This is a genomic window from Methylobacterium sp. C25 (assembly GCF_021352225.1).
Classification (GTDB): domain Bacteria; phylum Pseudomonadota; class Alphaproteobacteria; order Rhizobiales; family Beijerinckiaceae; genus Methylobacterium.
Genome location: NZ_JAAUVI010000007.1, coordinates 24,653 through 46,029, shown reverse-complemented (window position 1 = coordinate 46,029; position 21,377 = coordinate 24,653). Strand labels below are relative to the sequence as shown.

Genomic DNA, 21,377 nt, shown 5'->3' with positions numbered 1-21,377 from the left:
CCAAAAGAAAAGCCGCATCCGACTTCATCGGATACGGCTCACGATCGTCTGTCTGTTACTTCAGCGGACGACCAATATACGTCCGGCGCGTCAGGCGACCTTGCGGCGACCGCGAGCCTTGGGCTCCTCGACGATCTCTTCTTCCGGAATACGTCCGCCCGGACGGCCGAGGCCGATCGACTTGGCGAGCGCGGAGCGCTGTGCGGCGTAATTGGGCGCAACCATCGGGTAGTCGCTCGGCAGACCGTAACGCTGGCGATAGGAATGCGGGTCGAGGCCATGCGTGCCGAGATGGCGCTTCATGGTCTTGTAAGCCTTGCCGTCGATGAAGCTGATGATCGCGTCGGGCGTGATCGACTTGCGCACCTGACCCGAGGACGGCTTCTCGACACTCTCGGCGACGGGCGCTGCCTCGACACTGCCAGACAGGCCGATCAGGGCCGCGTGGACACTGCCGATCAGGGCCGGAAGATCCGCGGCTGGCAATGAGTTCTTCGATACGTAGGCGGAAACGATGTCACCTGCGAGCGTAACGAAGTCTGAGTTCACTGTCTGTTGTTCTTCTGCCATGTCCACGGTCCGGTTGATTGCCCCCTGACGGCAAGATCATACAAATGATGCCGGAAATCAAGCGAGTATCCTCGAAGACCATAACAAGTCCAGCAACTCTACGAAATGCAACGTAGAACACAGCTCATGCCAGGCGGGAACGACCTGAAGTCTCCCGGCTTTTTTCTCAGTGAATGGAGCGATATGCATACCGCGCACCCAGAAGGTTAGTATCGGCGATCAATTCAATGTGATCGACGCGCAGCAGGGGGCAAAAGTCATTTCGACAGATCGTTGCCTGATCTGCGTGCACTCGGGGACTTCTCGATCAAATTGAAGTGAATGCGGGGCGGCTAGCAGGCAGGGGCAACAGTGTCTTCGAAGGCGCCTAGCAATGCGGATTCAGCAACAAGACGGCAGGAAACGGCCGAAGCGCAGTGAAAGCGATGGCAAGATCAGTAGGTTGAGGATCGTCGAACTCGCCAAACCTCCCAGAATCACGATCGCCATCGGACCTTCGATTTCGCGGCCAGGCTCACCCGCCCCGAGCGCCAGCGGAAGCAGGCCGAGCCCGGTGACGAGCGAGGTCATCAGAATCGGTACGAGCCGGTCCGCCGCGCCCTCCACGCAGGTCGCGCGATCCCAGGTTCGGCCCTCGATGGCGACGAGATGCTCGTAATGGGCGATCATCATGATGCTGTTGCGCAGGCTGATTCCGAACAAGGTCACGAATCCGACGATCGAGCCGAGCGAGACCACGGCCCCCGTCAGCCCGACCATGAGGACCCCGCCGACGAAGGCGAAGGGCATGTTGGCCAGCACGATGGCGAGGTTGCGCCAGGAACCGGTGACGACGGCGAGCAGCAGCAGGATACCGAGCGCGGCAAGTCCAGAATACAGAATCAGATCCTGGCGAGCCCGCGCCTGCGCCTCGGCGGCGCCCTCGAAGCCGACATAGACGCCCGGCGGCAGCTTCACCGAGCGCGCGATCTTGCGCTTGGCCGCCGCCACGAAGGAGGCGACGTCGCGGCCCTCGACGTTGGCGGTCACCGTGCGCACACGCTGGGCGCCGGCATGCTGTACGGCGTAGCGGCCCGAGGTCTCGTAGACATCGGCAACCTGGGCCAGACGGATGTAGCTGCCGCTCGGCGTCTTCAGCGGTAGATCACCCACCGTCGCGAGCTTTGCGCGCGTAGCGCGGTCCAGGATGACGATGACGTTGAAGACGGCGTTGCCCTCGTAGGCCTGGCCGACGGTGTCGCCCTGATAGGCCGTGCGGACGATCTCCAGGACTTCGATGGCATCGAGGCCCCAGTGGCGCAGGTCGTTCGCGCGCAGGCCGACATTGATCTGCGGCAGTCCGGCGGGCGAGCGCTGCTGGACATCGGCCGCGCCGTGCACCTCGGCGAGTTCGCGGGCGACGTCACGGGAAGCGGCCTCGATCTTGTCGAGATCGCTGCCATAGACCTGCACGACGACCGGCGCGGTGAAGCCCGAGACGGTCTCCTCGATGCGCTCCGTCAGGAAAGTCTTGAGCGAGAAGCTGGCGCCGGGCGTCGCCGCCATCAGCGCACGGATGCCGGCCTGAGCGCGATCCTGCGCAACTCCGTCCAATCCGGGCTGCAGGTCGATGTGGATCTCACTGTCCTGTGGGCCGCCGACGTCATAGCCGGCTTCGGCCCGGCCGATCTGCTGGGCGACAGCGCGCACGCCGGGCACGGCCCTCAGGCCGTCGGTGATGTGTGAGCCGAGGCGGAGCGATTCCTGCAGCGAGGTGCCCGGCGCCGCGGCCATGTGCAGGATGAGGTGGCCTTCCTTGAGATCGGGCAGGAAAGCTCCACCGAAGAACGGCACGGCTGCCGCTCCTGCCAGCGTGGTCAGCAGCGCGCCCGTGATCATGATCCCCGGATGCCGGTCGATGCGTGAGAGCAACCGTGTGTAGATGGCGCGGGCGCCGCGCATCACCGGCGGATCGCGCGTCGGCAGGGTCTTGCGGCCGGCGAGCAGCAGGCGCGACAGGGCCGGCGTGACCGTCAGCGCCGTGGCGAGCGAGGCCAGCACCGCGAGGATGTAGGCGATGGCGAGCGGGCCGAAGAGCCGGCCGGGTACGCCGGTCAGTGCGATCACTGGCAGGAAGACGAGCAGCACCGCAAAGGTGGCGTAGGCGACCGAGACGCGCACCTCGAGGATCGCGTCGAGAATCACGCGCGGCTCTTTCGCGGGCGTGGCGGATCGCCGGTTCTCGCGAAGACGGCGCACGACGTTCTCGACGCCGATCACTGCGTCGTCCACCACCTCGCCGATGGCGATGGCGAGGCCGCCGAGCGTCATGGTGTTCAGGCTCTCCCCAAGGAGCTGCAGCACCAGCACGGCACTGATCAGCGAGAGCGGGATCGCCACGGCGCTGATCAAGGCCGTGCGCCAGTCGAGCAGGAAGATGAAGAGCACGACGACGACGAGCGCTCCGCCGAGCGCCAGTGCCTGCACGACGTTCTCGGTGGCTACCGAGACGAAGTTGGCCGGACGAAACAGGTCAGCGCGCAAGGTCATCCCGTCGCGCTCCAGCGCCGGGCGCAGTTCGGCAAGCGCAGTCTCGACCTTCTCGGTCACGTCGAGCGTGTTGGCTCCGACCTGCGCGCCCACCATCAGCAGCACCCCGGGCCGGCCGTCGACGGAGGCCGCGCTGATCGCAGGTTCCGGCGCGGCCACCACGTCGGCAACGTCGCCGAGCACCACGCTGGCGCCGCCCTCGTTGACGAGGACCGTGCGCGCCACCTCGTCCGGCGTCAGCGATTGTCCCTCGGTCTGCAGCGTGATGCGCTGGTTGATCGTGTCGACGAAGCCGGCCCCGCGCACGCCCGTCGCCTTGCGGCCAGCCGCCAGCACGTCGTTCATGCCGATGCGGAAGCGGATCAGATCCTTCGGCCTGACCTGGATCTGGAACGAGCGCACGTCGCCGCCATAGACCAGCACTTCGCCGACGCCGGGAGCCGCGAGCAGCCGAAGCCGTACGCGCCAGTCGGCGACGGTGCGCACGTCCATGAGCGAGCGTGTGTCCGACGTCAGGCCGACGAGGAGCACGGAACTAGTCGAGGAGGTCAGCGCGGTCATGGCCGGTGTCAGGACGCCCTGGGGCAAGCGACCGGCGAGCGTCGCGAGACGCTCCGTGACGAGCTGGCGCACGCGGTAGATATCGCTGCGCCCCCCGAAGGTCACAGTGATCACCGAGAGACCCTGGATCGAGTTCGAGCGCATGGTGGCGAGGCCCGGCAGCCCGCTCAGCGCGACCTCGACCGCCTGCGTCACCAGCACCTCGACCTGTTCCGGGTTGAGGCCTGGTGCCTCGGTCTGCACCGTCACGGTGGGCGGCGCGAATTCCGGGAAAACGTCGAATTTCGCCTGTCTCAAGCCGAGGATGCCGTAGACGGCGAGCGCCAGGGCCAGCGCCAGCACGATGCCGGGCCGGCGCACGGCGAAGGCGACAAGAGCGGCCTGCGGGCCGTGATGGTCGGGCGTCACGGGGAGCGTGCTCAATCGTCGTCGGCGTCGCCGGTCGCCTGGCTCTGTGTCTTCACCTCTTCCGAGAGCACAGCCTGCGGCCCGGTCACCACGACCTCGGTCGGCGCCTCGATATCACCGACGACGTAGGCATCGTCGGCCATCGGTGTATCGGGTTTGAGGGCGTGGCGGGCGAAGCTATCGTCGCCGACGGCGCGATAGATCCAGGCATTGCCCTGCCAGTGCACCACGGCGCTCTCGGGCACGGCGATGCCGTTGGCGATCTTGTCGGAGGTCAGGAAGGCCAGCGTGCTCATGCCCGGCAGAAGCCCGCTGTCACCGGACACCACGTAGAAATAACTCAGGCCCTGGATGCGCTGGTCGGTACGGGTCGCGGCCGAGACGTAGCGCAGCGCCACGCGATCGCTCTGCGGCGGCACCTCGGCGAAGGCAGCGCCCGGCTCGCCCTTCAGGGTCTCGCCCGGCGGCAGCGTGACCTGCACCAGGAAGTCGGTGCGCTCGATCAGCCGCGTCACGGCAGGCGTACGCTCAACGATCGCCTTGCCGAGCACTGCGCCCCATTCCTGCTGCGCCGTCGCGGCGAGCGTACGCACCTGGGATTGCGCTGCCGTCAGCGCCGCCTCATCGGTGCGGAAAGTGCCCTCTGACGTCTCAACCTGCACCTGCGTGGCGTACTGCCCGAGGCTCTTCGCCCGTGTGTAGGCACTCCGCGAGACCTCGGCTCGCGCCTGGGCCGTCTGCAGCGCAGCCTTGGCGCTGGCGTAGGAATTGGTCAGGTCGGTGATGCGCGCAATGTCGAGGACGCTACCATAGGCCTGGATCTCGGTGCGATGCGCGGCAGGCGAGAGCCGTGCCGTCTTCACACCCATGCGCGCGCGCTCGTCGTCGGAGAGTTTCACTACGACGCGGCCGCCCTCGATGGCAGTGCGCGTCGCCAGCAGCAGCGGGCGCTGGGGCTCGACCTTGGCTGCACCCGGCTTGTTCTGCGCAAAAAAGCCAGCCAGTTTCGGCGCGAGCGAACTTTCGAGCTGGGGCCACGACAGGACGGCAAGCGCGACGAGCAGCAACAGGCCCACGACCCATGCCACACTGGATCTGCGACGACCACGCGACGTCATGAGCCAACTGCCATGGTTCGATGCTCCCCCAAGCGAACCACGCGCGCGCCCTGTGTAAGCCGTTCTAATGCAGCGATCCGATTACCATTTTATCCCGGTATTTGCCACCAAATTATCCCGGTTCGCGCAATCTTAGGCGTCGTCTGGCGGCGGCGCGGCCGTGCTCTGTTTCAACGGCGCGGTTCATGATACCCAGTCACGGTCATGACCCTGGTCCGGCAAATCGCGCTGCTGCTCGCTATGGCGATCGCCACGATCGCCGTGTCGCTGTCGCCGTCCTCGGCGCAGGCGCATGACGGCCGCGGCCATGCGGTGACGCCGATGGGCGGACACGCGACGCATGCCACACCTTCGCAGGTCGACATCCACACTTCAGTGATTCAGTCGGAGACGGGAGCCGAGTGTGATTGCCCGTCCTGCGCGGCCGGCGGCCACCACGGCTCGTGCTGTTTTGCCACCGGTCTCACGCCGACCGGCGTTGCTGCGGCGCTTCCGCCCATGACATCGGCCCGCGCGCCCAGCCGAGACCTGGCAGGTCTCTCCGGCATCGTGCCAGAGGCGCTACCCGAGCCACCCAGACCCTTCGCCTGAGCCCTGCTGCTCGGCCGGCGCATCCTTGCGCCGCCAGCGGCACCCCTCCGGTGAAGGTCTTCCATCATGTTCCGTCGTTTCGCGGCAGCGCTGTGTGCGCTCGCCGTTCTCGGGCTGCATCCCACCTCGGCCCACGAGGGCCACGACCACGGCGACGAACCGGCTCCGCCCGCTCATGTCGGGCCGCGTGCCGAGGCCGCCTCGCAGCGCTTCGAGCTCGTCGCGATCCCGCGCGGCAGCGCTCTCGTTCTTTATCTCGACGACTTCGCGACGAACGTGCCGGTGGCGGGCGCGGATATCGACGTCGAGACACCGGAGGGATTCGTCGAGGCGAAGCCGCAGGCCGATGGCAGCTACCGCATCGATGCGCCTTGGCTGGCGGCCGGAGGCCATCGCGATCTGGCCGTTACGGTGAAGGTGGGCGGTGTCGAGGAGACGCTGACGATCGATCTCGACCTGCCGACTGCGGCCAGTCCGCTCGCCGCGACGGCGCAAACCGAGTCTTTCCCGCTGATCGCCGAGATCCGCGAGCATCTCGGGCATCAGGGCCTGATGGGCGCGCTCGGCGGCGGCTTCCTGCTTGGCCTCGCGACGATCATGCTGCTCCGGACAAAGCGCATGCTCCCCGCACTGGCAGTGCTGGCGCTGACGCTGACGGTTCTGATCGGCGGCGCAGCGATCGCCCATGAGGGTCACGAGCCGGCGGCGCCGGAGGTGAGGGGGGCGGCGCTCGTCGCGCCGAGCACCGTCTTCGAACAAGCGCGGCGGATGCCGGACGGTTCGATCTTCGTGCCGAAGTCGACACAGCATCTCCTGACGCTTCGCACCAACGTCACCACCGAGGCCAGCCATCGGCGCAGCGTCGAGCTGCCGGGCCGGGTGATCGCCGACCCGAATGCCAGCGGCGTCGTGCAATCTTCGGTAGGCGGACGCCTATCGGCGCCGCCCGGCGGCTTTCCGAATCTCGGTGCGCGGGTACGCAAGGGTGACGTGCTCGCCACCGTCACGCCGCCGGTCCAGGCCGTCGACGCTTCCGACATGCGCCAGACCCAGGGCGATCTCGATCAGCAGATCGCCATCGTCGGCCGCCGCGTCGCCCGCTACGAGAAGCTCGCGCCAAGCGGCGCCGTCGCGCAGACCGCTCTCGACGATGCCCGCGCCGAGCTGACCGGCCTGAAGGACCGCCGCAGCGCCCTCGATACCATTCGCCGCCAACCCGAGGATCTGATCGCGCCAGTCGACGGCGTGGTGGCCGAGCGCGCGGCGACGGCGGGCCAGATGGCCAATCCCGGCACCATGGTGTTTCGGGTCGTCGATCCCGACCGGCTTTACGTGGAGGCCCTGAGCTTCGAGGTGCTGGAGCCCGACGCCATGGCAGGCGCGCGGCTCCCGGACGGCCGCACGCTCACGCTTGCCTACCGCGGCGCCGGACTCGCCGACCGTGCCCAAGCGGTGCCGGTGCAGTTCGCCATCACCGCTGGCGGCGAGGGTGTGCGCCTCGGCCAGTTCGTCACGGTCCTCGCCCCGACCGGCGCCACTGCTAACGGACTCGCCCTTCCCAGGGCGAGTGTGATCCGCTCGGACGGCGGCGCCGTCGTCTACGAGCACGTCTCGGCCGAGCGTTTCGAGCCGCGGCCGGTGAAGGTCGAGCCGCTCGATGCCGAGCGGGTACTGGTGGCGAGTGGGCTACCGCCGGGTCGGCGAATCGTGACGCAGGGCGCCGAGCTGCTGGATCAGGTGCGCTGACGATGTTCGCCTTCCTCGTCCGCTCTGCTCTCGCCAACCGCGTCCTCGTCCTGGCGCTCTGCGCGGCGCTCGTGCTCGGCGGCGGCCTTGCGCTGACGCGGCTGCCGGTGGACGTGCTGCCCGATCTCAACCGGCCCACCGTCACGGTGATGACCGAGGCCGAAGGCTACGCGCCGCGAGAAGTCGAGCAACTCGTCACCTACCCGATCGAGAGCCGTATGAACGGCCTGCCGGGCGTCAGCCGCGTGCGTTCGGTCTCGGGCGTCGGACTCTCGATCGTCACGGTCGAGTTCGACTGGGGTACAGACCTCTACCGCGACCGCCAGTTCGTCGCGGAGAAGCTCGCTTTGGTGCGCGCCGAGCTGCCGACCGGGGTCGAGCCGACGATGGGGCCCGTCGCCTCCATCATGGGCGGGATCCTGCTGGTCGCCGTCACGAGTGACACGGCAACGCCGATGGCTTTGCGTGAAACCGCCGACTTCACTCTGAGACCGCGCCTGCTCTCCATCCCTGGGGTGGCGCAGGTGATCCCGATCGGCGGCGAGGTGCGGCAGTTCAGGGTAAGCCCGAACCCGGCCGCCATGCGCATGCTCGGCGTGACGAACCAGGGGCTCGCCAACGCACTCGCCAATTTCGGCACCAATGCCGGTGGCGGCTTCGCAGACAGCAATGCCCGCGAGATCTTGATCCGCAATGTCGGCCGCACGCTGAGTCTGGACGACCTGAAGAACGTCGTCGTGCCCACCGGCCCCGACGGCGCCACTGCGGCGGCCGACCTGCCGGGCACCGGCAACCCGGCAGTGGAGGGAAGGGTCCATCTGCGCCAAGTCGCCGAGGTGAGCTACGCCGCCAAACAGCGGCGGGGCGACGCCGGCTATATGGGCAAGCCCTCGGTGATCCTCTCGATCGAGAAGCAGCCGGGCGTCGACACCGTACGGCTCACGCAGAGCGTCGAAGCCGCGCTGAAGGAAATCGGCCCGAGCCTGCCCGCCGGCATCGACGCCCAAAAGATCCTGTTTCGGCAGGCGGATTTCATCGAGACCTCGTTGGGCAATGTCGAGCGCGTGCTGATCGAGGCCATCGCGGTCGTCTCGCTCGTGCTGTTCGCCTTCCTGATGAACGCGCGCACGACGCTGATCTCGCTCACGGCGATCCCGGTTTCGATCCTCGCCACGGCCGTGGTGTTCAAGCTCTTTGGATTGTCGATCAACACGATGACACTTGGCGGCCTGGCCATCGCCATCGGCGAGCTCGTCGACGACGCGGTGGTCGACGTCGAGAACATCTACAGGCGGCTTCGCGAGAACCGGACGGACGGCTCGCCGCGCTCCGTCTTCGACGTTGTCGTCTCGGCCTCGTCCGAGGTGCGCTCGGGAATCGTCTACGCAACGGCGATCATCGTCCTGGTCTTCGTGCCGCTCTTTGCTCTGTCGGGCATCGAAGGCCGGCTCTTCGCGCCGCTCGGCCAGGCCTACATCGTCGCGATCCTGTCGAGCCTTCTCGTCTCGGTGACGCTGACACCGGTGCTGGCCTCCTACCTGCTGCCGGGTATGAAAAGCCTCGCCGACCACGAGCCCGCGCTGATCCGCTGGCTCAAGCGAGGCTATGGCCGGCTCCTGCGCGGAGCGCTCGCGCATCAGGTGCTTCTGATCGCCACGGTGCTGATCGCCGTCGCGGCTGCGGGATTCGGGGCGAGCAGGCTGCCGCGCGCCTTCCTGCCGGCTTTCAACGAGGGCTCCTTCACCATCAACCTGACCTTCCGGCCGGGCATCTCGCTGGCGGAGAGCAGCCGGGTCGGAGCCATCGCCGAGCGCCTGCTGCTCGATGTGCCGGAGGTCGAAGCGGTCGGCCGGCGCACCGGCCGCGCCGAGCTCGACGAGCATGCCGAGGGCGTGCACTCGTCCGATCTCGAGGTGCGGCTGAAATCCGCCGGCCGCGAGCGAGAGGCCGTGCTAGCGGATCTGCGCGAACGCCTCGCGGTGCTGCCGGTCTCCGTCAATGTCGGGCAGCCGATCTCGCACCGGCTCGAGCACATGCTCTCGGGTGTGCGCGCCGAGATTGCGCTGAAGCTGTTCGGCGACGATCTCGATACGCTGCGCAGCTCTGCCGAGAGCTTACGCGAGCGCCTGTCGAAGGAGGTGCCGAGCCTGCGCGACCTCCAGGTCGAGCGCCAAGTGCTGATTCCGCAGCTCGACATCCGCGTCGATCATAACCGTGCCGCGCTCTACGGAGTTTCGCCCTCGGCCGTCGTCGAGGCGATCAGCCGGCTGGCCAACGGCCGCACCGTCTCGACCATCGCCGACGGCCCGCGCCGCTTCGACGTGACCCTGCGCCTGCCGGAGGCCCGGCGCACGCCGCAGGCGCTCGGAGACCTGCTCATCGAGACGCCCTCCGGCTGGGTGCCGGCGCGCGAGGTTGCCGACATCCGTGAGACCGACGGGCCCAACCAGATCCTGCGGGAGAACGGCCGGCGCCGGATCGTCGTGCAGGCCAATTCCGACGGACGCACCGACATGGCCGCCGTCATCGCGGGCATCCATCGCGTGCTCGATTCCGCGAAGCTGCCGCAGGGCGTCAGCGCGAATCTGGAAGGGACGTATCAGGCGCAAGGCGAGGCCGCGCGCACCATCGGCCTGCTCTCACTGGTCTCGCTGAGCCTGGTTTTCGCCTTGCTTCACGGCCGGTACCGCTCGGTGGCACTTGCCTTGATCATCATGGGCAACGTGCCGCTTGCGATCCTGGGCAGCGTCGCGGCTCTCCGGATCACGGGTCTGCCGCTCTCCGTCGCCTCGATGATCGGCTTCGTGACTCTGACGGGCATCGTGGCGCGGAACGGCATCCTCAAGGTCAGCCACATGCTGAACCTCGCAGTCGAGGAAGGCCTGACCCTCGGGCCCGAACTCGTGATCCGCGCCAGCCTGGAGCGCATGACGCCGGTCCTGATGACGGCCCTCGCGGCCGCCATCGCCCTCGTGCCGCTGCTCTTCGATGGCACCGCGCCGGGCAAGGAGATCCTTCATCCGGTCGCCGTGACAATCTTCGGCGGCCTGATCAGCGCGACGCTGCTCGATGCAGTGCTGACCCCGATCCTCGCCCTGCGCTTCGGACGCCGCGCCTTCCAGCGGCTGCAGGACAGGCCCAAAGAAGGCGGCAGCCTGCGCGAAGCCTTCTGACACCGACTCCCCTCATCACTCCGGAAAACCGCCCATGCGAAACATCCTCGTTGTCGCCATCCTCATGCTCGGCTCGGCCGCCTCGGCCGAAGGCGAGCATCACCACGGCCATGCGATGTCAGAGGCGGTACGGGCCACCGACACGGCTGCGACCAAGGCCTTCAAAGAGGCGGATACGCGCATGCACCAGGATATGGCGATCAGCTATTCGAACGACGTCGACGTCGATTTCCTGCGCGGGATGGTCCCGCACCACGCCGGCGCCATCGCCATGGCCAAGGTCGCTCTCGCGCATTCGAAAGACCCGGAGGTCCGCAGACTCGCGGAGGAAATCGTCAAGGCTCAGGTCGACGAGATCGCACAAATGCAGGCGATGCTGAAGCAACGCGAAAGCGCTCGCAACCGGTAACGCTCGCAGCGCAAAGCACCGATTTTGCATTGCAAAATTCTGCCCAGACAAGGCCGGCAATTGTCATGCAGTAAATTCAAAATTTTACAGTGTGCGTCGCAATATGAATCTCTGAATGTTCAATAGTTCACACTACAAGACAGGAATTGTATTCAGAAGAATTCCAATTTTTGTGCATCCTTATTATCTTCTCAGCAGTTCCCTCCGCACGACAAAACGCCGCGCCTCGAGACGACGCAAATCGTTTCGAGGCGCCTGAAGCCACATGGAGGGATGCCGAGATGAGGGTGACGACGATTGGTGCGGGTTTCGCGTTCGGGACGCTGATGTTTGCAGGCGGCGCGCTTGCCGATGCCGGTCCGTTCAGCCAGAAGCAGGCCGAGGACGGCAAGACGAAGTTCAACAATCACTGCGCCCAATGTCACCGGCCGAACCTCGCAGGCGGCACCGGCCCTGCTCTCACGGGCGATGAGTTCAAGAAGAAATGGGCCGGAAAGCCCGTGGCCGAGCTCCGCACCTTCGTCCAAGAGAAGATGCCGCAGACGGCGCCCGGCTCGTTGGGCGACGATCAGATCGATCCGATCGTTGCCTTCGTCCTTTCGAAGAACGGCGTGCAGCCCGGAGACAAGGATCTCACCAAGGGTTCGGCAAGCGCCCAGTTTCCGAAATAGCCTTTCGGGAGGCCGCGGAAACGCGGCCTCCCGAACGCTTCATGCAAAGAGCACGTGGCGACGCGTGCCGGCTGCCTAATTGGCCGATGCGCCAATCCGGCGGGCACCCTCGAAACGGTTGAGGAAGCGCGGCTCTTTTTCCGGTGCGATCCGGATAGCGAGATGCATCGTGCCGCCCTCCTCCGACTTGCGATCGAGCACTTCGGCATTCTCATAGAGCCAGTTCAGCGCGGCGCCCTCCTCCGGCCCCAACTCGACGGCGAAGGTCGAGCGGGCTTTGGCAATACGGGCTTCGATTCGGGCGGAGAGTGCCTCGAGCCCCTCCCCTGTCAGCGCCGAGACCAGAACCGGAGCAGCGCCCCCGCTCTGGCGGCCGAGATTGGCGAGCCGCGTGCGCTCGCCCTCGTGCAGCAGGTCCGCCTTGTTCCAGACTTCGATGACCCGGTCGGCATTGGCTTCGATGCCGAGTTCGCGCAGCACCTCGTCGACATCCTTACGCTGGGCTTCGGTGTCGCCATGGGACACATCGCGCACGTGCAGCAGGATGTCGGCCTCGATCACGTCTTCCAGCGTGGCGCGGAAGGCCGCGATCAGCGAGGTCGGCAGGTCCGAGATGAAGCCGACCGTGTCGGACAGAATCACCGTCTCGCCATGCGGCAGCCGGGTCGCGCGGGCGGTTGGATCGAGGGTGGCGAAGAGCATGTCCTGCGCTTTCACCTCGGCCTTGGTGAGCGCGTTGAACAGCGTCGACTTACCGGCATTCGTGTATCCGACCAGCGCCACGATCGGGTACGGCACGCGTGCGCGGCTCTTGCGGTGCAGGCCGCGGGTGCGCGTGACCGAATCGAGATCGCGCTCGATCTTGGTCATGCGCTCCTGGATCTGGCGGCGATCGGCCTCGATCTGGGTCTCGCCGGGGCCGCCGAGGAAGCCGAAGCCGCCGCGCTGGCGCTCCAAGTGGGTCCAGGAGCGGACCAGACGGCTCTTCTGGTAGGCGAGATGGGCGTGCTCGACCTGCAAGGTGCCCTCGCGAGTCGAGGCGCGGCGGCCGAAGATCTCCAGGATCAGGCCGGTGCGGTCGATGACCTTGGCGCCCCAGACTTTTTCCAGATTGCGCTGCTGCACCGGCGAGAGCGCGCAGTCTGCCACAACGAGACCGATCTCCTCGGCAGCGATCAGCCCAGCGATCTCCTCGACCCGGCCCTTGCCGAGATAGGTCGATGGTCGGATGCGCTGGATCTGCACGCTGATCGCCTGCGCGACGTCGAGCTCGATCGCAGCGGCGAGACCGACAGCCTCGTCGAGCCGTGCCTCGATCGAGCGCGGCGTCTCGTCGGCATGCGCAGAGCGCTCAGCGGCGCGCGTGAGATAGGGGCCGACGACGAGTGTCCGGGTCGCGGCGGCGATATCGCCCTCTGGCGCGGCCTGACGCCGCAACCGCGCTTCGCCGGGGGTCAGCGGTTCAGTCATGAAGTCCTCTTGGCATCACGATGACATATCGTGATGCCCGATACTGTTTCGAAGGGGGGCCTACCGGGCAACCATCGAGGATGGCGCCGGAGAAGCCTCAAGCCTTCTCGGGAGCCGTCTCATCCGGCTCGAACAGCTGCACGGGATGTCCCGGCATGATGGTCGAGATCGCGTGCTTGTAGACGAGCTGCGAATGGCCGTCCCGGCGCAGAAGCACACAGAAGTTGTCGAACCAAGTCACCACGCCCTGGAGTTTCACTCCATTGACGAGAAAGATCGTGAGCGGGATCTTGTTCTTGCGGACATGATTGAGGAACGTGTCCTGAAGATTTTGTGCGCGCTCGCCCGCCATTTTTCTTATCCTTGTTGAGCTTATGTCCGTCACTCAGAACGGATTCTTTTGATTGGCTTCGCGAGTCGAAACATTCGAGCCCGTCATCCGGATCCGACCCCGGACGTTTGGCATTACACGGCGAAGCCTTCCCGGACGCAAGAGGTTTGCGTCACCCAAGGTCTTTTCCTGGACCGGTCCACAGCGTCGTGGGGCTATCCAGGCCCCGGCCGCTTACGGACCAATTCCGAGCGATTTCAGCTTCCGGTGAAGCGCGGAGCGCTCCATCCCGATGAATTCAGCGGTCCGTGAGATGTTTCCGGAGAACCGCGCGATCTGCGCGATGAGATACTCGCGCTCGAAGATCTCGCGGGCCTCACGCAGGGCGAGGCTCATCAGTTTCTCACCACCGGCCCCCGTCGGCGTGGTCGGAACCAGCGCACCGACCTCGGTCGGCAGCATCTCCGAGGTAACCTCCTGCTCCGGATCGGTCTGGGTCAGGATCATCAGCCGCTCGACGTTGTTGCGCAGCTGGCGGACGTTGCCGGGCCAGTCATGCGACTGCAGAACCGCCATGGCGTCCTCGGCAATGCGACGACGCGGCAGGCCGGTGGCCGCCGAGATCTGGTCCATGAAGAAGGCGATCAACTCGGGCACGTCCTCGCGGCGCTCGGCGAGCGACGGCACCCGGATCGGCACCACCGAGAGCCGGTGGAACAGGTCCTCCCGGAAGCGGCCGCCGGCGATCTCTTCCGCCAGGTCGCGAGACGAGGACGAGATGATGCGCACGTCGACATGGACGCGCGTGGTGCCGCCGACCCGCTGGAAGTTCTGGTCGACGAGGACGCGCAGGATGCGGCTCTGCGTCTCCTTCGGCATGTCGGCGACTTCGTCGATGTAGAGCGACCCGCCATGCGCCTCTTCGAGCGCGCCGACGCGACGGGTCCGGCCCTCGCCCGCCTCCACGCCAAAGAGCTCGGCCTCCATGGTGTCCGGGGTAATGGTCGCGGCGTTGATGACCACGAAGGGGCCGCTGGCCCGCGCCGAAGAGGCGTGCAGCGTGCGTGCGGCGAGCTCCTTGCCGGAGCCGGGCGCGCCCGAGATCATCACGCGGGCGTTCGTCGGCGCGACGCGCTCGACGGTCTGGCGCAGCTGGTTGACGGCAACCGAAGCGCCGACGATGCGGCTGGTCTGGCCGCCGCGGGTCTTGAGGTCTCGCACCTCGCGACGCAACCGCGAGGTCTCCAGGGCGCGCTCGGCAACGAGGATCAGGCGGTCGGCCTTGAACGGCTTCTCGATGAAGTCGTAGGCGCCGGATTTGATCGCGGCGACCGCCGTCTCGATGTTGCCGTGGCCCGAGATCATCACCACCGGCAGGTCGGGATGGCCGGCCTTGATCAGGTCGAGCACCTGCAGGCCGTCGAGGCGCGAGCCCTGCAGCCAGATGTCGAGGAAGACGAGGTGCGGACGCCGGCTCTCGATCGAGGCCAGCGCCTCGTCCGAGCCGGACGCCGTGCGGGTCCGGTGCCCCTCGTCGTCGAGGATTCCCGAAACGAGGTCGCGAATGTCGGCCTCGTCGTCGACGATCAGGATATCGGCGCTCATGACTGCATCTCCGCGACGCGGGGAGCGCTCGTGCCGGCGCCCTCCCTGCCAGTGTTCGTGTGAGGAGTGGGGATGGGGGCGGCTGCTGCACCGGTGCCGGCTTCACGCGACAGATCGCGCGGCACTCTCATGCGGACTTGACCACCCCGTCCGTCGGGATTGTCGTTCAACTCGATCCCGCCACCGTGTTCCTCGAGGACCTTGCTGACGATCGCCAGGCCGAGGCCGGTCCCCCCCTCGCGGGTGGTCATATAGGGCTCGAGCAGGCGCTGGCGTCCCTCTGCGGGAAAGCCTTTTCCGTTGTCGGTGACTTCCATCACCGCGAAGTCCTGCTCGACTAGGAGCCGCAGGGACACGCGGCCCTGGCCGCCATCCGCGAGCAGGATCTCCTCCGGCACGGCCTGAACCGCCTCGACGGCATTCTTGAGGATGTTGGTGAGGGCCTGGCTCAGCAGCCGGATATCGAAGGCCGCCTCGATCCGCTCATCCTCGCCAGCGCCCGTCACGGAGAAGGGGAAGTCGAAGTCCGGATGCGCCACGCGCATCATGAAGAGGTTCTGCTTCGCGATCTCGGTCAGGTCCTGCCGCGCGATCGTCGGCTTCGGCATTCGTGCGAAGGACGAGAACTCGTCGACCATGCGCTTGATCTCGTCGACCTGGCGCACGATCGTTGCCGTGCACTGATCGAAGATCTCCTTGTCCTCGACGATCACCTTTCCGTATTTGCGACGGATGCGCTCTGCCGAAAGCTGGATCGGCGTCAGCGGATTCTTGATCTCGTGCGCGATGCGGCGCGCGACGTCGGCCCAGGCCGAGGTACGCTGGGCCGTGACGAGATCGGTGATGTCATCGAGCGTGACCACGTAGCCGCGCGAACCGCCTTGGGCCTGCTCGCTCGTGACACGGACCGCGATGGTGCGCTCGCGTCCGTTGCGCTGGAGCTGGATCTGCTGCTGCAAGGCGCGCTGGCGGCCCTCGCGGCCGCCCTCTTCCGGCAGGAGCGAGGCGAGTTCGGGCACAGCCTGCGCGAGCGGAACGCCGACGAGCTCGCCGGAAGATAGCCCGAGGGTGCGCTCCACGGACGGGTTGGCGATGGTAATGACGCCGCCGGCATCAACGCCGATCACGCCCGGCGACACGCCCGACAGCACGGCCTCGGTGAAGCGGCGGCGTCGGTCGATCAGCTCGCTCGCAGCCGTCAGCCCGTCGTGCTGGCGGCGCAGCTCCTGCGTCATCTTGTTGAAGCTCTCGCCGAGATGGCCGAGGTCGCCCTCGTCCCTCCGGGCCGGAACCTGCGCGTAGTAGTTGCCCGAGGCGACCTGATCGGCCGCGTTGATCAGGCGGCGGATCGGCTCGACGAAACGATTGGCGAAGTTCAAGCCGAACCAGACCGCCGAGAGCAGCGTGATCAGGGCGATCAGCAGGAAGACCGAGGCGAAAGCGATCTGGATCGAGCGCTTCAACGAATCGTAGGTCAGGTACTCTGCCGCCGCTGCGCGCGATACGCCGGGAAAGTCGATGGCAAGCTGGCTGACCTCGCGCTGGATCAGCAGCACCGCATTGTCATAGGCCGGCATGCGCTGCAGGGCTGCGAAGACGCGTCCCTCGTTCGGCAGCAGACAGATCGGCTCGCTCGATTTCGCTGCATCCTCGAAAGCCGCCGCCGAAGGCAGGCGTGTCTGCTTGAGGATGTCGATCTGGGCGCGCGCGACGACCTCGTTCGGGCCGCGCATGATCTTGGCGATCGGCAGGCCGAGGGCCTGTGCGCGCGTCGTCATGAAGCCTTCGAACCAGTCGCGGTTCACGTCGAATTGCGGCCGGGCCCTGGTCAGGTCGTCGCTGAGAATGCGGATCTCTCGGGCCAGGGACTGGCATTGGTTTTCTTGGTAGGCGTCGGCCACCTCGACGGATTTGAGCACCACGTCGCGCACACGGTCGGTGAAGCCGAGGGAGAGGCCGCGATCGATCGTCACCGAGGCGACGATGGCGAGCAGGATGGTCGGAAGAATTGCGATCAGGCTGAACAGGCCGACGATGCGCGAGTGCAGGCGCGCCACTGCCGCATGCGCCTTGCGGGCATGCAGAAAGACCCGCGCCTCCCAGACGATCACCACCACGAGCCCGAGCACGAGCGCAACGTTGATCGCGAGCAGGGTCACGCCCGTGGCCGGTGTCGGCGTGACCTTGATCAGACCGGCCAGCATCAGGAAGGTGACGCTCGCCGAAATCAGCGCGGTGGCGACGACGGCCGCGCCGATCCAGCCCGGTCCCCGTGGGGTCCGTCCGGGCCTTGCGGCCTCCGCCTCGGGGGCGGACCCTTTCCTGAACCAACGCATCAGCGGCATGGCTGATGCAGGACCATCACAGTGTGGCGAAATTAATACGAATCGGGCAATCGGCCGCCCCAATCACGAGACGCCCATCCGTACTTCTCCTGTGACGCCAGGTTAGCGCGAGGTGCGAAATACCTGCAGGTCGAGATCTCGCACCTTCTTGCGCAGGGTGTTGCGGTTGACGCCCAAAAGCTCTGCCGCGCGGATCTGGTTGCCACGGGTTGCGGCCAGAGCCGCGCCGATCAGGGGGCCTTCGATCTCCCGCAGGATGCGGTGATAGAGGCCGGGCGGCGGTAGCGTGTCCTTGTAGCCTGAGAAGTAGTCGGAGAGGTGGCGCTCCACCGCACCCGACAGCGTCTCGTTCTCGGCAGCCTTGCGGCCGTTTGCGCCAGACGCCTGGGACTGCATCAGCGGCAGGGTATCGAGCTCGGCCTCGATGACCGGGCCGGTAATGGTCTCCTGCGGATAGAGTGCGGCAAGACGGCGGACGAGGTTTTCCAGCTCGCGCACGTTGCCAGGCCAGCGGTAGCGCTTGAGCCGCTCCATGGCGTCGCCGTCGAGTGTCTTGCGGGTCAGGCCCTCGCGCTCGACCAGCACGAAGAAGTGCCGGATCAGATCAGGCACGTCCTCGGCGCGCTCGCGCAATGCCGGCAGCCTCAGCGGCACGACATTCAGACGGAAGAAGAGATCCTCGCGGAAGATGCCCTGCTGGATCGAGACCCGCAGGTCCTTGTTCGTTGCCGCGATGATGCGGACATTGGTCTTGATCGGGACGCGGCCGCCGACCGTGGTGTACTCGCCCTGCTGCAGCACGCGCAGAAGGCGGGTCTGCGCCTCCATCGGCATGTCGCCGATCTCGTCGAGGAAGAGCGTGCCGCCCTCGGCCTGCTCGAAGCGTCCGGCCGAGCGGGTCAACGCACCGGTGAAGGCGCCCTTCTCGTGGCCGAAGAGTTCCGATTCGATGAGGTCGCGCGGGATTGCCGCCATGTTGACCGGCACGAAGGGGCCGGCTCGACGACGGCCGTAATCGTGCAGGGCACGGGCCACCAGCTCCTTGCCGGTACCCGACTCTCCGGTGATCATCACGGTGAGATCCGTCGGCATCAGCCGAGCGAGCGCCCGGTAGATTTCCTGCATTGCCGGAGAGCGGCCGACGAGCGGGATGTCGTCGTTCTCGGGTGCGACGCCGGCCGCCGGCGTGCCGCGGGGCCGCGAGAGCGCGCGCCCGACGATCGCCGTCAGTTCCTTCAGGTCGAAGGGCTTGGGCAGATACTCATAGGCACCCCGCTCGGAAGCGCGGATCGCCGTCATGAAGGTGTTCTGGGCGCTCATCACGATGATCGGCAGTTCGGGCCGCACGCGCTTGATGCGTGGCAGCAGGTCGAACACGTTCTCGTCGGGCATCATCACGTCGGTGATGACGAGATCGCCTTCGCCTTGCGCCACCCAGCGCCAGAGCGTCGCGCAATTGCCCGTCGAGCGCACCTCGTAGCCCGCGCGGGACAAGGCTTGGTTGAGTACGGTGCGGATCGCTGCGTCGTCGTCCGCGACGATGATGTTGCCGTTCGGCATTTCGCTTTACTCGGGCTCCGAACTCACGGCTCCGCCGTCGATGCACGCCCGTCTCGGGCGCTGGACATCGGCAGCAGGATGCGGAAGGCAGTGCGACGGGGAATGGGATCGCATTCGACGATGCCCCCATGGTCGCCGACGATCTTGGCGACCAATGCAAGACCCAGGCCTGATCCCTGCGCCTTCGTGGTCACGAAGGGATCGAAAAGGTCCGGGAGCAGTTCGGCCGAGATGCCGGGTCCGTTGTCACGGACAGCGACCTCGATCGGCAGGCTGACGCGCTCGCGCGATCCCGGCACCTGCAGGCGCAGACCCGTGCGGTAGGCAGTCGACAGGGTAATCTCACCCTCGACGGTGTCCGCGCCGATCGCCTCGGCGGCGTTCTTCACGAGATTGAGGATCACCTGGACGAGCTGGTCGCGGTTGCCGAGCACCGGCGGCAGCGACGGGTCGTAGTTCTCCAGAAAACGGATGTGCCGCCCGAAGCCTGATTGGGCAGAACGCTTCACCTGATCGAGCACGCCGTGCACGTTCACCGGTCCGCGTTCGACGGGGCGCTCGTCGCCGAACAGCTCCATGCGCTCGACGATGCGCACGATCCGGTCCGACTCGTCGCAGATCAGCTGCGTGAGAACTCGGTCTTCCTCGACGCCCGACTGTTCGAGCAATTGGGCAGCGCCGCGAATGCCGGCGAGCGGGTTCTTGATCTCGTGTGCGAGCATGGCGCCAAGCGCCACCATGGATCGGGCGGCGCCGCGATGGGTGAGCTGCCGGTTCATCTTGTCGGCGATGGTGCGCTCCTGAAGCATCAGCACGACGTTGTCGCCGTCGTCGCCGAGATGCGTGGCGAAGACGTCGACGCTGCGCTCCAGACCTGTGCGTGGCTGGATCAGCTCGACCCTGTACTCGCTGACGCTGGAGCGGCGGTTCCGCACCTCTGCGACGAGGGCGATGATCGGCGAGGCGAAGGGGAAGATGTCGCCGAGCCGGCCGCGCTTCATCAGGCGCAGCGAAGCGTCAAAGAAGGTCTCCGCCGCGTGGTTGGCGTGAAGAATTCGCTCGTCGGCGCCGACGGTCAGAACCGGCAGCGGCAGTGCATTGATGATCGCCTCCGAACTGAGGCCGCCGATGGGGAAGACGCCGCTCTCGCCTGACATCGCGTCTATGCCGCCTCGCCAAGGGATTCGAGGGCCGAGCCGTCCGGATCGAGGAAGGCCCGGCGCAGGAGTTCGAGCGCTACCGCTGGCTCGGTCGTCGTGAGCAGACGCGCGCGCTCGGGCGCGGCAAGCGCGCCCGGTCCGGCGTGATCGACGTAGGAAGCCAGATGCTTGCGCGCATGTCGCACCCCCATCGCGGCCCCATAGAGCGCGATCAGGCCCTCGTAATGCTCGCAGGCAATGCTCGCGCGCTCCGCACGCGACGGCTCGGGCCGCGCCTGACCGGCAAGAGCGGCGGCGATCGCACCAACGAGCCAGGGCCGCCCCTGTGCCGCCCGACCGATCATCACACCGGCCGCGCCCGACGCCGCGAGACAGGCACGGGCCCCATCGATGCTCGTGATGTCGCCATTGGCAAAGACGGGGATCTTCACCGCCTGGGCGACGGCGCGGATTGCCGACCAATCGGCGCTGCCCTTGTAGAATTGCTGTCGGGTACGGCCGTGAACCGTGACCGCGTTGAGGCCGAGCCGCTCGGCACGCTGGGCCAGATCGGCGGCGTTCAGGCTCGCCTCGTCCCAGCCGAGCCGCATCTTGACCGTAACCGGAACGTCGACGGCATCGCGCACCGCGCCGAGAAGTCGCTCCGCGTTGTCGAGATCGCGCATCAGGGCAGAGCCCGCCGCGCCGCCTGTGACCGTCTTGGCGGGACAGCCCATGTTCACGTCGATCACGTCGGCGCCGGCCTCCACGGCGATGCGGGCGGCTCGCGCCATCGGCTCCTGCGCGCAACCGGCGAGCTGGACGACATGCGGCGAGACGCCGGCCCCCTCCGAGCGAAGCTGCGACTCGGCATCGCCGCGTGCGAGCTCAGCGGCGGCGACCATCTCTGAGACCACAGCGGTGGCACCGTGACGCCGCGCGATCCGGCGCATGTACAGGTCCGTGACACCGGACAGCGGCGCCAGCAGCACCGGCACGCCCTCGGCCGGGTCGCCATCGCCCCTCAGAACGCTTAAATAATGATCAGCCAACATTCTGCACAATAAATAGACAAAAGCCGGCGAAGGCAAGCGGGTTCTTCGGTTTGCCTTCGTCTTGGGCAGCGCTTATGAGCCACCCGACTTCCACCC

15 protein-coding genes are annotated in these 21,377 nt (G+C 66.7%); 5 read left to right on the top strand and 10 right to left on the bottom strand.

The window, feature by feature from the left end:
• Window positions 1-90: 90 nt before the first annotated feature.
• From HCU64_RS17060 to HCU64_RS17050, 3 genes are all read right to left on the bottom strand, one after another.
• Window positions 91-570: a MucR family transcriptional regulator gene (locus HCU64_RS17060; protein WP_233385333.1), complete on the bottom strand. Its 480-nt coding sequence runs from the start codon at window positions 568-570 to the stop codon at window positions 91-93.
• A gap of 381 nt (window positions 571-951) precedes the next feature.
• The gene (locus HCU64_RS17055) at window positions 952-4,083 is read right to left on the bottom strand and encodes an efflux RND transporter permease subunit (protein ID WP_233385332.1); all 3,132 of its coding nucleotides are present in this window, start codon (window positions 4,081-4,083) and stop codon (window positions 952-954) included.
• Window positions 4,080-5,156, bottom strand: coding sequence for an efflux RND transporter periplasmic adaptor subunit (locus HCU64_RS17050; RefSeq protein WP_233385331.1), 1,077 nt, complete (start codon window positions 5,154-5,156; stop codon window positions 4,080-4,082). The genes HCU64_RS17055 and HCU64_RS17050 overlap by 4 nt, the downstream gene beginning before the upstream one ends.
• A gap of 234 nt (window positions 5,157-5,390) precedes the next feature.
• Here HCU64_RS17050 and HCU64_RS17045 point away from each other — a divergent pair, with 234 nt between their 5' ends.
• From HCU64_RS17045 to HCU64_RS17025, 5 genes are all read left to right on the top strand, one after another.
• The gene (locus tag HCU64_RS17045; RefSeq protein ID WP_233385330.1) at window positions 5,391-5,777 is read left to right on the top strand and encodes a hypothetical protein; all 387 of its coding nucleotides are present in this window, start codon (window positions 5,391-5,393) and stop codon (window positions 5,775-5,777) included.
• Between the two features lie 66 nt (window positions 5,778-5,843).
• Window positions 5,844-7,523, top strand: coding sequence for an efflux RND transporter periplasmic adaptor subunit (locus HCU64_RS17040; protein WP_233385329.1), 1,680 nt, complete (start codon window positions 5,844-5,846; stop codon window positions 7,521-7,523).
• A 2-nt stretch (window positions 7,524-7,525) separates the two neighbouring features.
• Window positions 7,526-10,696 (top strand): efflux RND transporter permease subunit, encoded by a 3,171-nt coding sequence (locus tag HCU64_RS17035; RefSeq protein WP_233385328.1) that lies wholly within the window; start codon window positions 7,526-7,528, stop codon window positions 10,694-10,696.
• A 34-nt stretch (window positions 10,697-10,730) separates the two neighbouring features.
• Window positions 10,731-11,105 carry a CopM family metallochaperone gene (copM, locus tag HCU64_RS17030; RefSeq protein WP_233385327.1) on the top strand — a complete coding sequence of 125 codons (375 nt, stop codon included), beginning with the start codon at window positions 10,731-10,733 and terminating at the stop codon, window positions 11,103-11,105.
• Window positions 11,106-11,386: 281 nt separating this feature from the next.
• The gene (locus tag HCU64_RS17025) at window positions 11,387-11,776 is read left to right on the top strand and encodes a c-type cytochrome (protein ID WP_233385326.1); all 390 of its coding nucleotides are present in this window, start codon (window positions 11,387-11,389) and stop codon (window positions 11,774-11,776) included.
• 75 nt (window positions 11,777-11,851) lie between these two features.
• Here HCU64_RS17025 and hflX read toward each other — a convergent pair whose 3' ends face one another.
• The 7 genes from hflX to dusB form a co-directional block, all read right to left on the bottom strand.
• The gene (gene hflX, locus HCU64_RS17020; protein WP_233385324.1) at window positions 11,852-13,246 is read right to left on the bottom strand and encodes a GTPase HflX; all 1,395 of its coding nucleotides are present in this window, start codon (window positions 13,244-13,246) and stop codon (window positions 11,852-11,854) included.
• A gap of 97 nt (window positions 13,247-13,343) precedes the next feature.
• Complete coding sequence (gene hfq, locus HCU64_RS17015; RefSeq protein ID WP_003600267.1) at window positions 13,344-13,598, bottom strand: RNA chaperone Hfq; 255 nt, start codon at window positions 13,596-13,598, stop codon at window positions 13,344-13,346.
• 213 nt (window positions 13,599-13,811) lie between these two features.
• The gene (gene ntrX, locus HCU64_RS17010; protein ID WP_233385323.1) at window positions 13,812-15,182 is read right to left on the bottom strand and encodes a nitrogen assimilation response regulator NtrX; all 1,371 of its coding nucleotides are present in this window, start codon (window positions 15,180-15,182) and stop codon (window positions 13,812-13,814) included.
• Entirely contained in the window at window positions 15,179-17,518 is a 2,340-nt protein-coding gene (locus HCU64_RS17005) for a sensor histidine kinase NtrY-like (protein ID WP_233385321.1), read from the bottom strand. Before HCU64_RS17005 ends, ntrX begins: the two co-directional genes overlap by 4 nt.
• A gap of 111 nt (window positions 17,519-17,629) precedes the next feature.
• Window positions 17,630-19,087 (bottom strand): nitrogen regulation protein NR(I), encoded by a 1,458-nt coding sequence (gene ntrC / locus HCU64_RS17000; RefSeq protein ID WP_233385320.1) that lies wholly within the window; start codon window positions 19,085-19,087, stop codon window positions 17,630-17,632.
• A gap of 23 nt (window positions 19,088-19,110) precedes the next feature.
• A complete protein-coding gene (locus HCU64_RS16995; RefSeq protein WP_233385319.1) occupies window positions 19,111-20,244 on the bottom strand; it encodes a two-component system sensor histidine kinase NtrB in 1,134 nt (377 codons plus the stop codon).
• A gap of 5 nt (window positions 20,245-20,249) precedes the next feature.
• Window positions 20,250-21,281 (bottom strand): tRNA dihydrouridine synthase DusB, encoded by a 1,032-nt coding sequence (gene dusB / locus HCU64_RS16990; protein ID WP_233385318.1) that lies wholly within the window; start codon window positions 21,279-21,281, stop codon window positions 20,250-20,252.
• Between the last annotated feature and the right edge of the window lie 96 nt (window positions 21,282-21,377).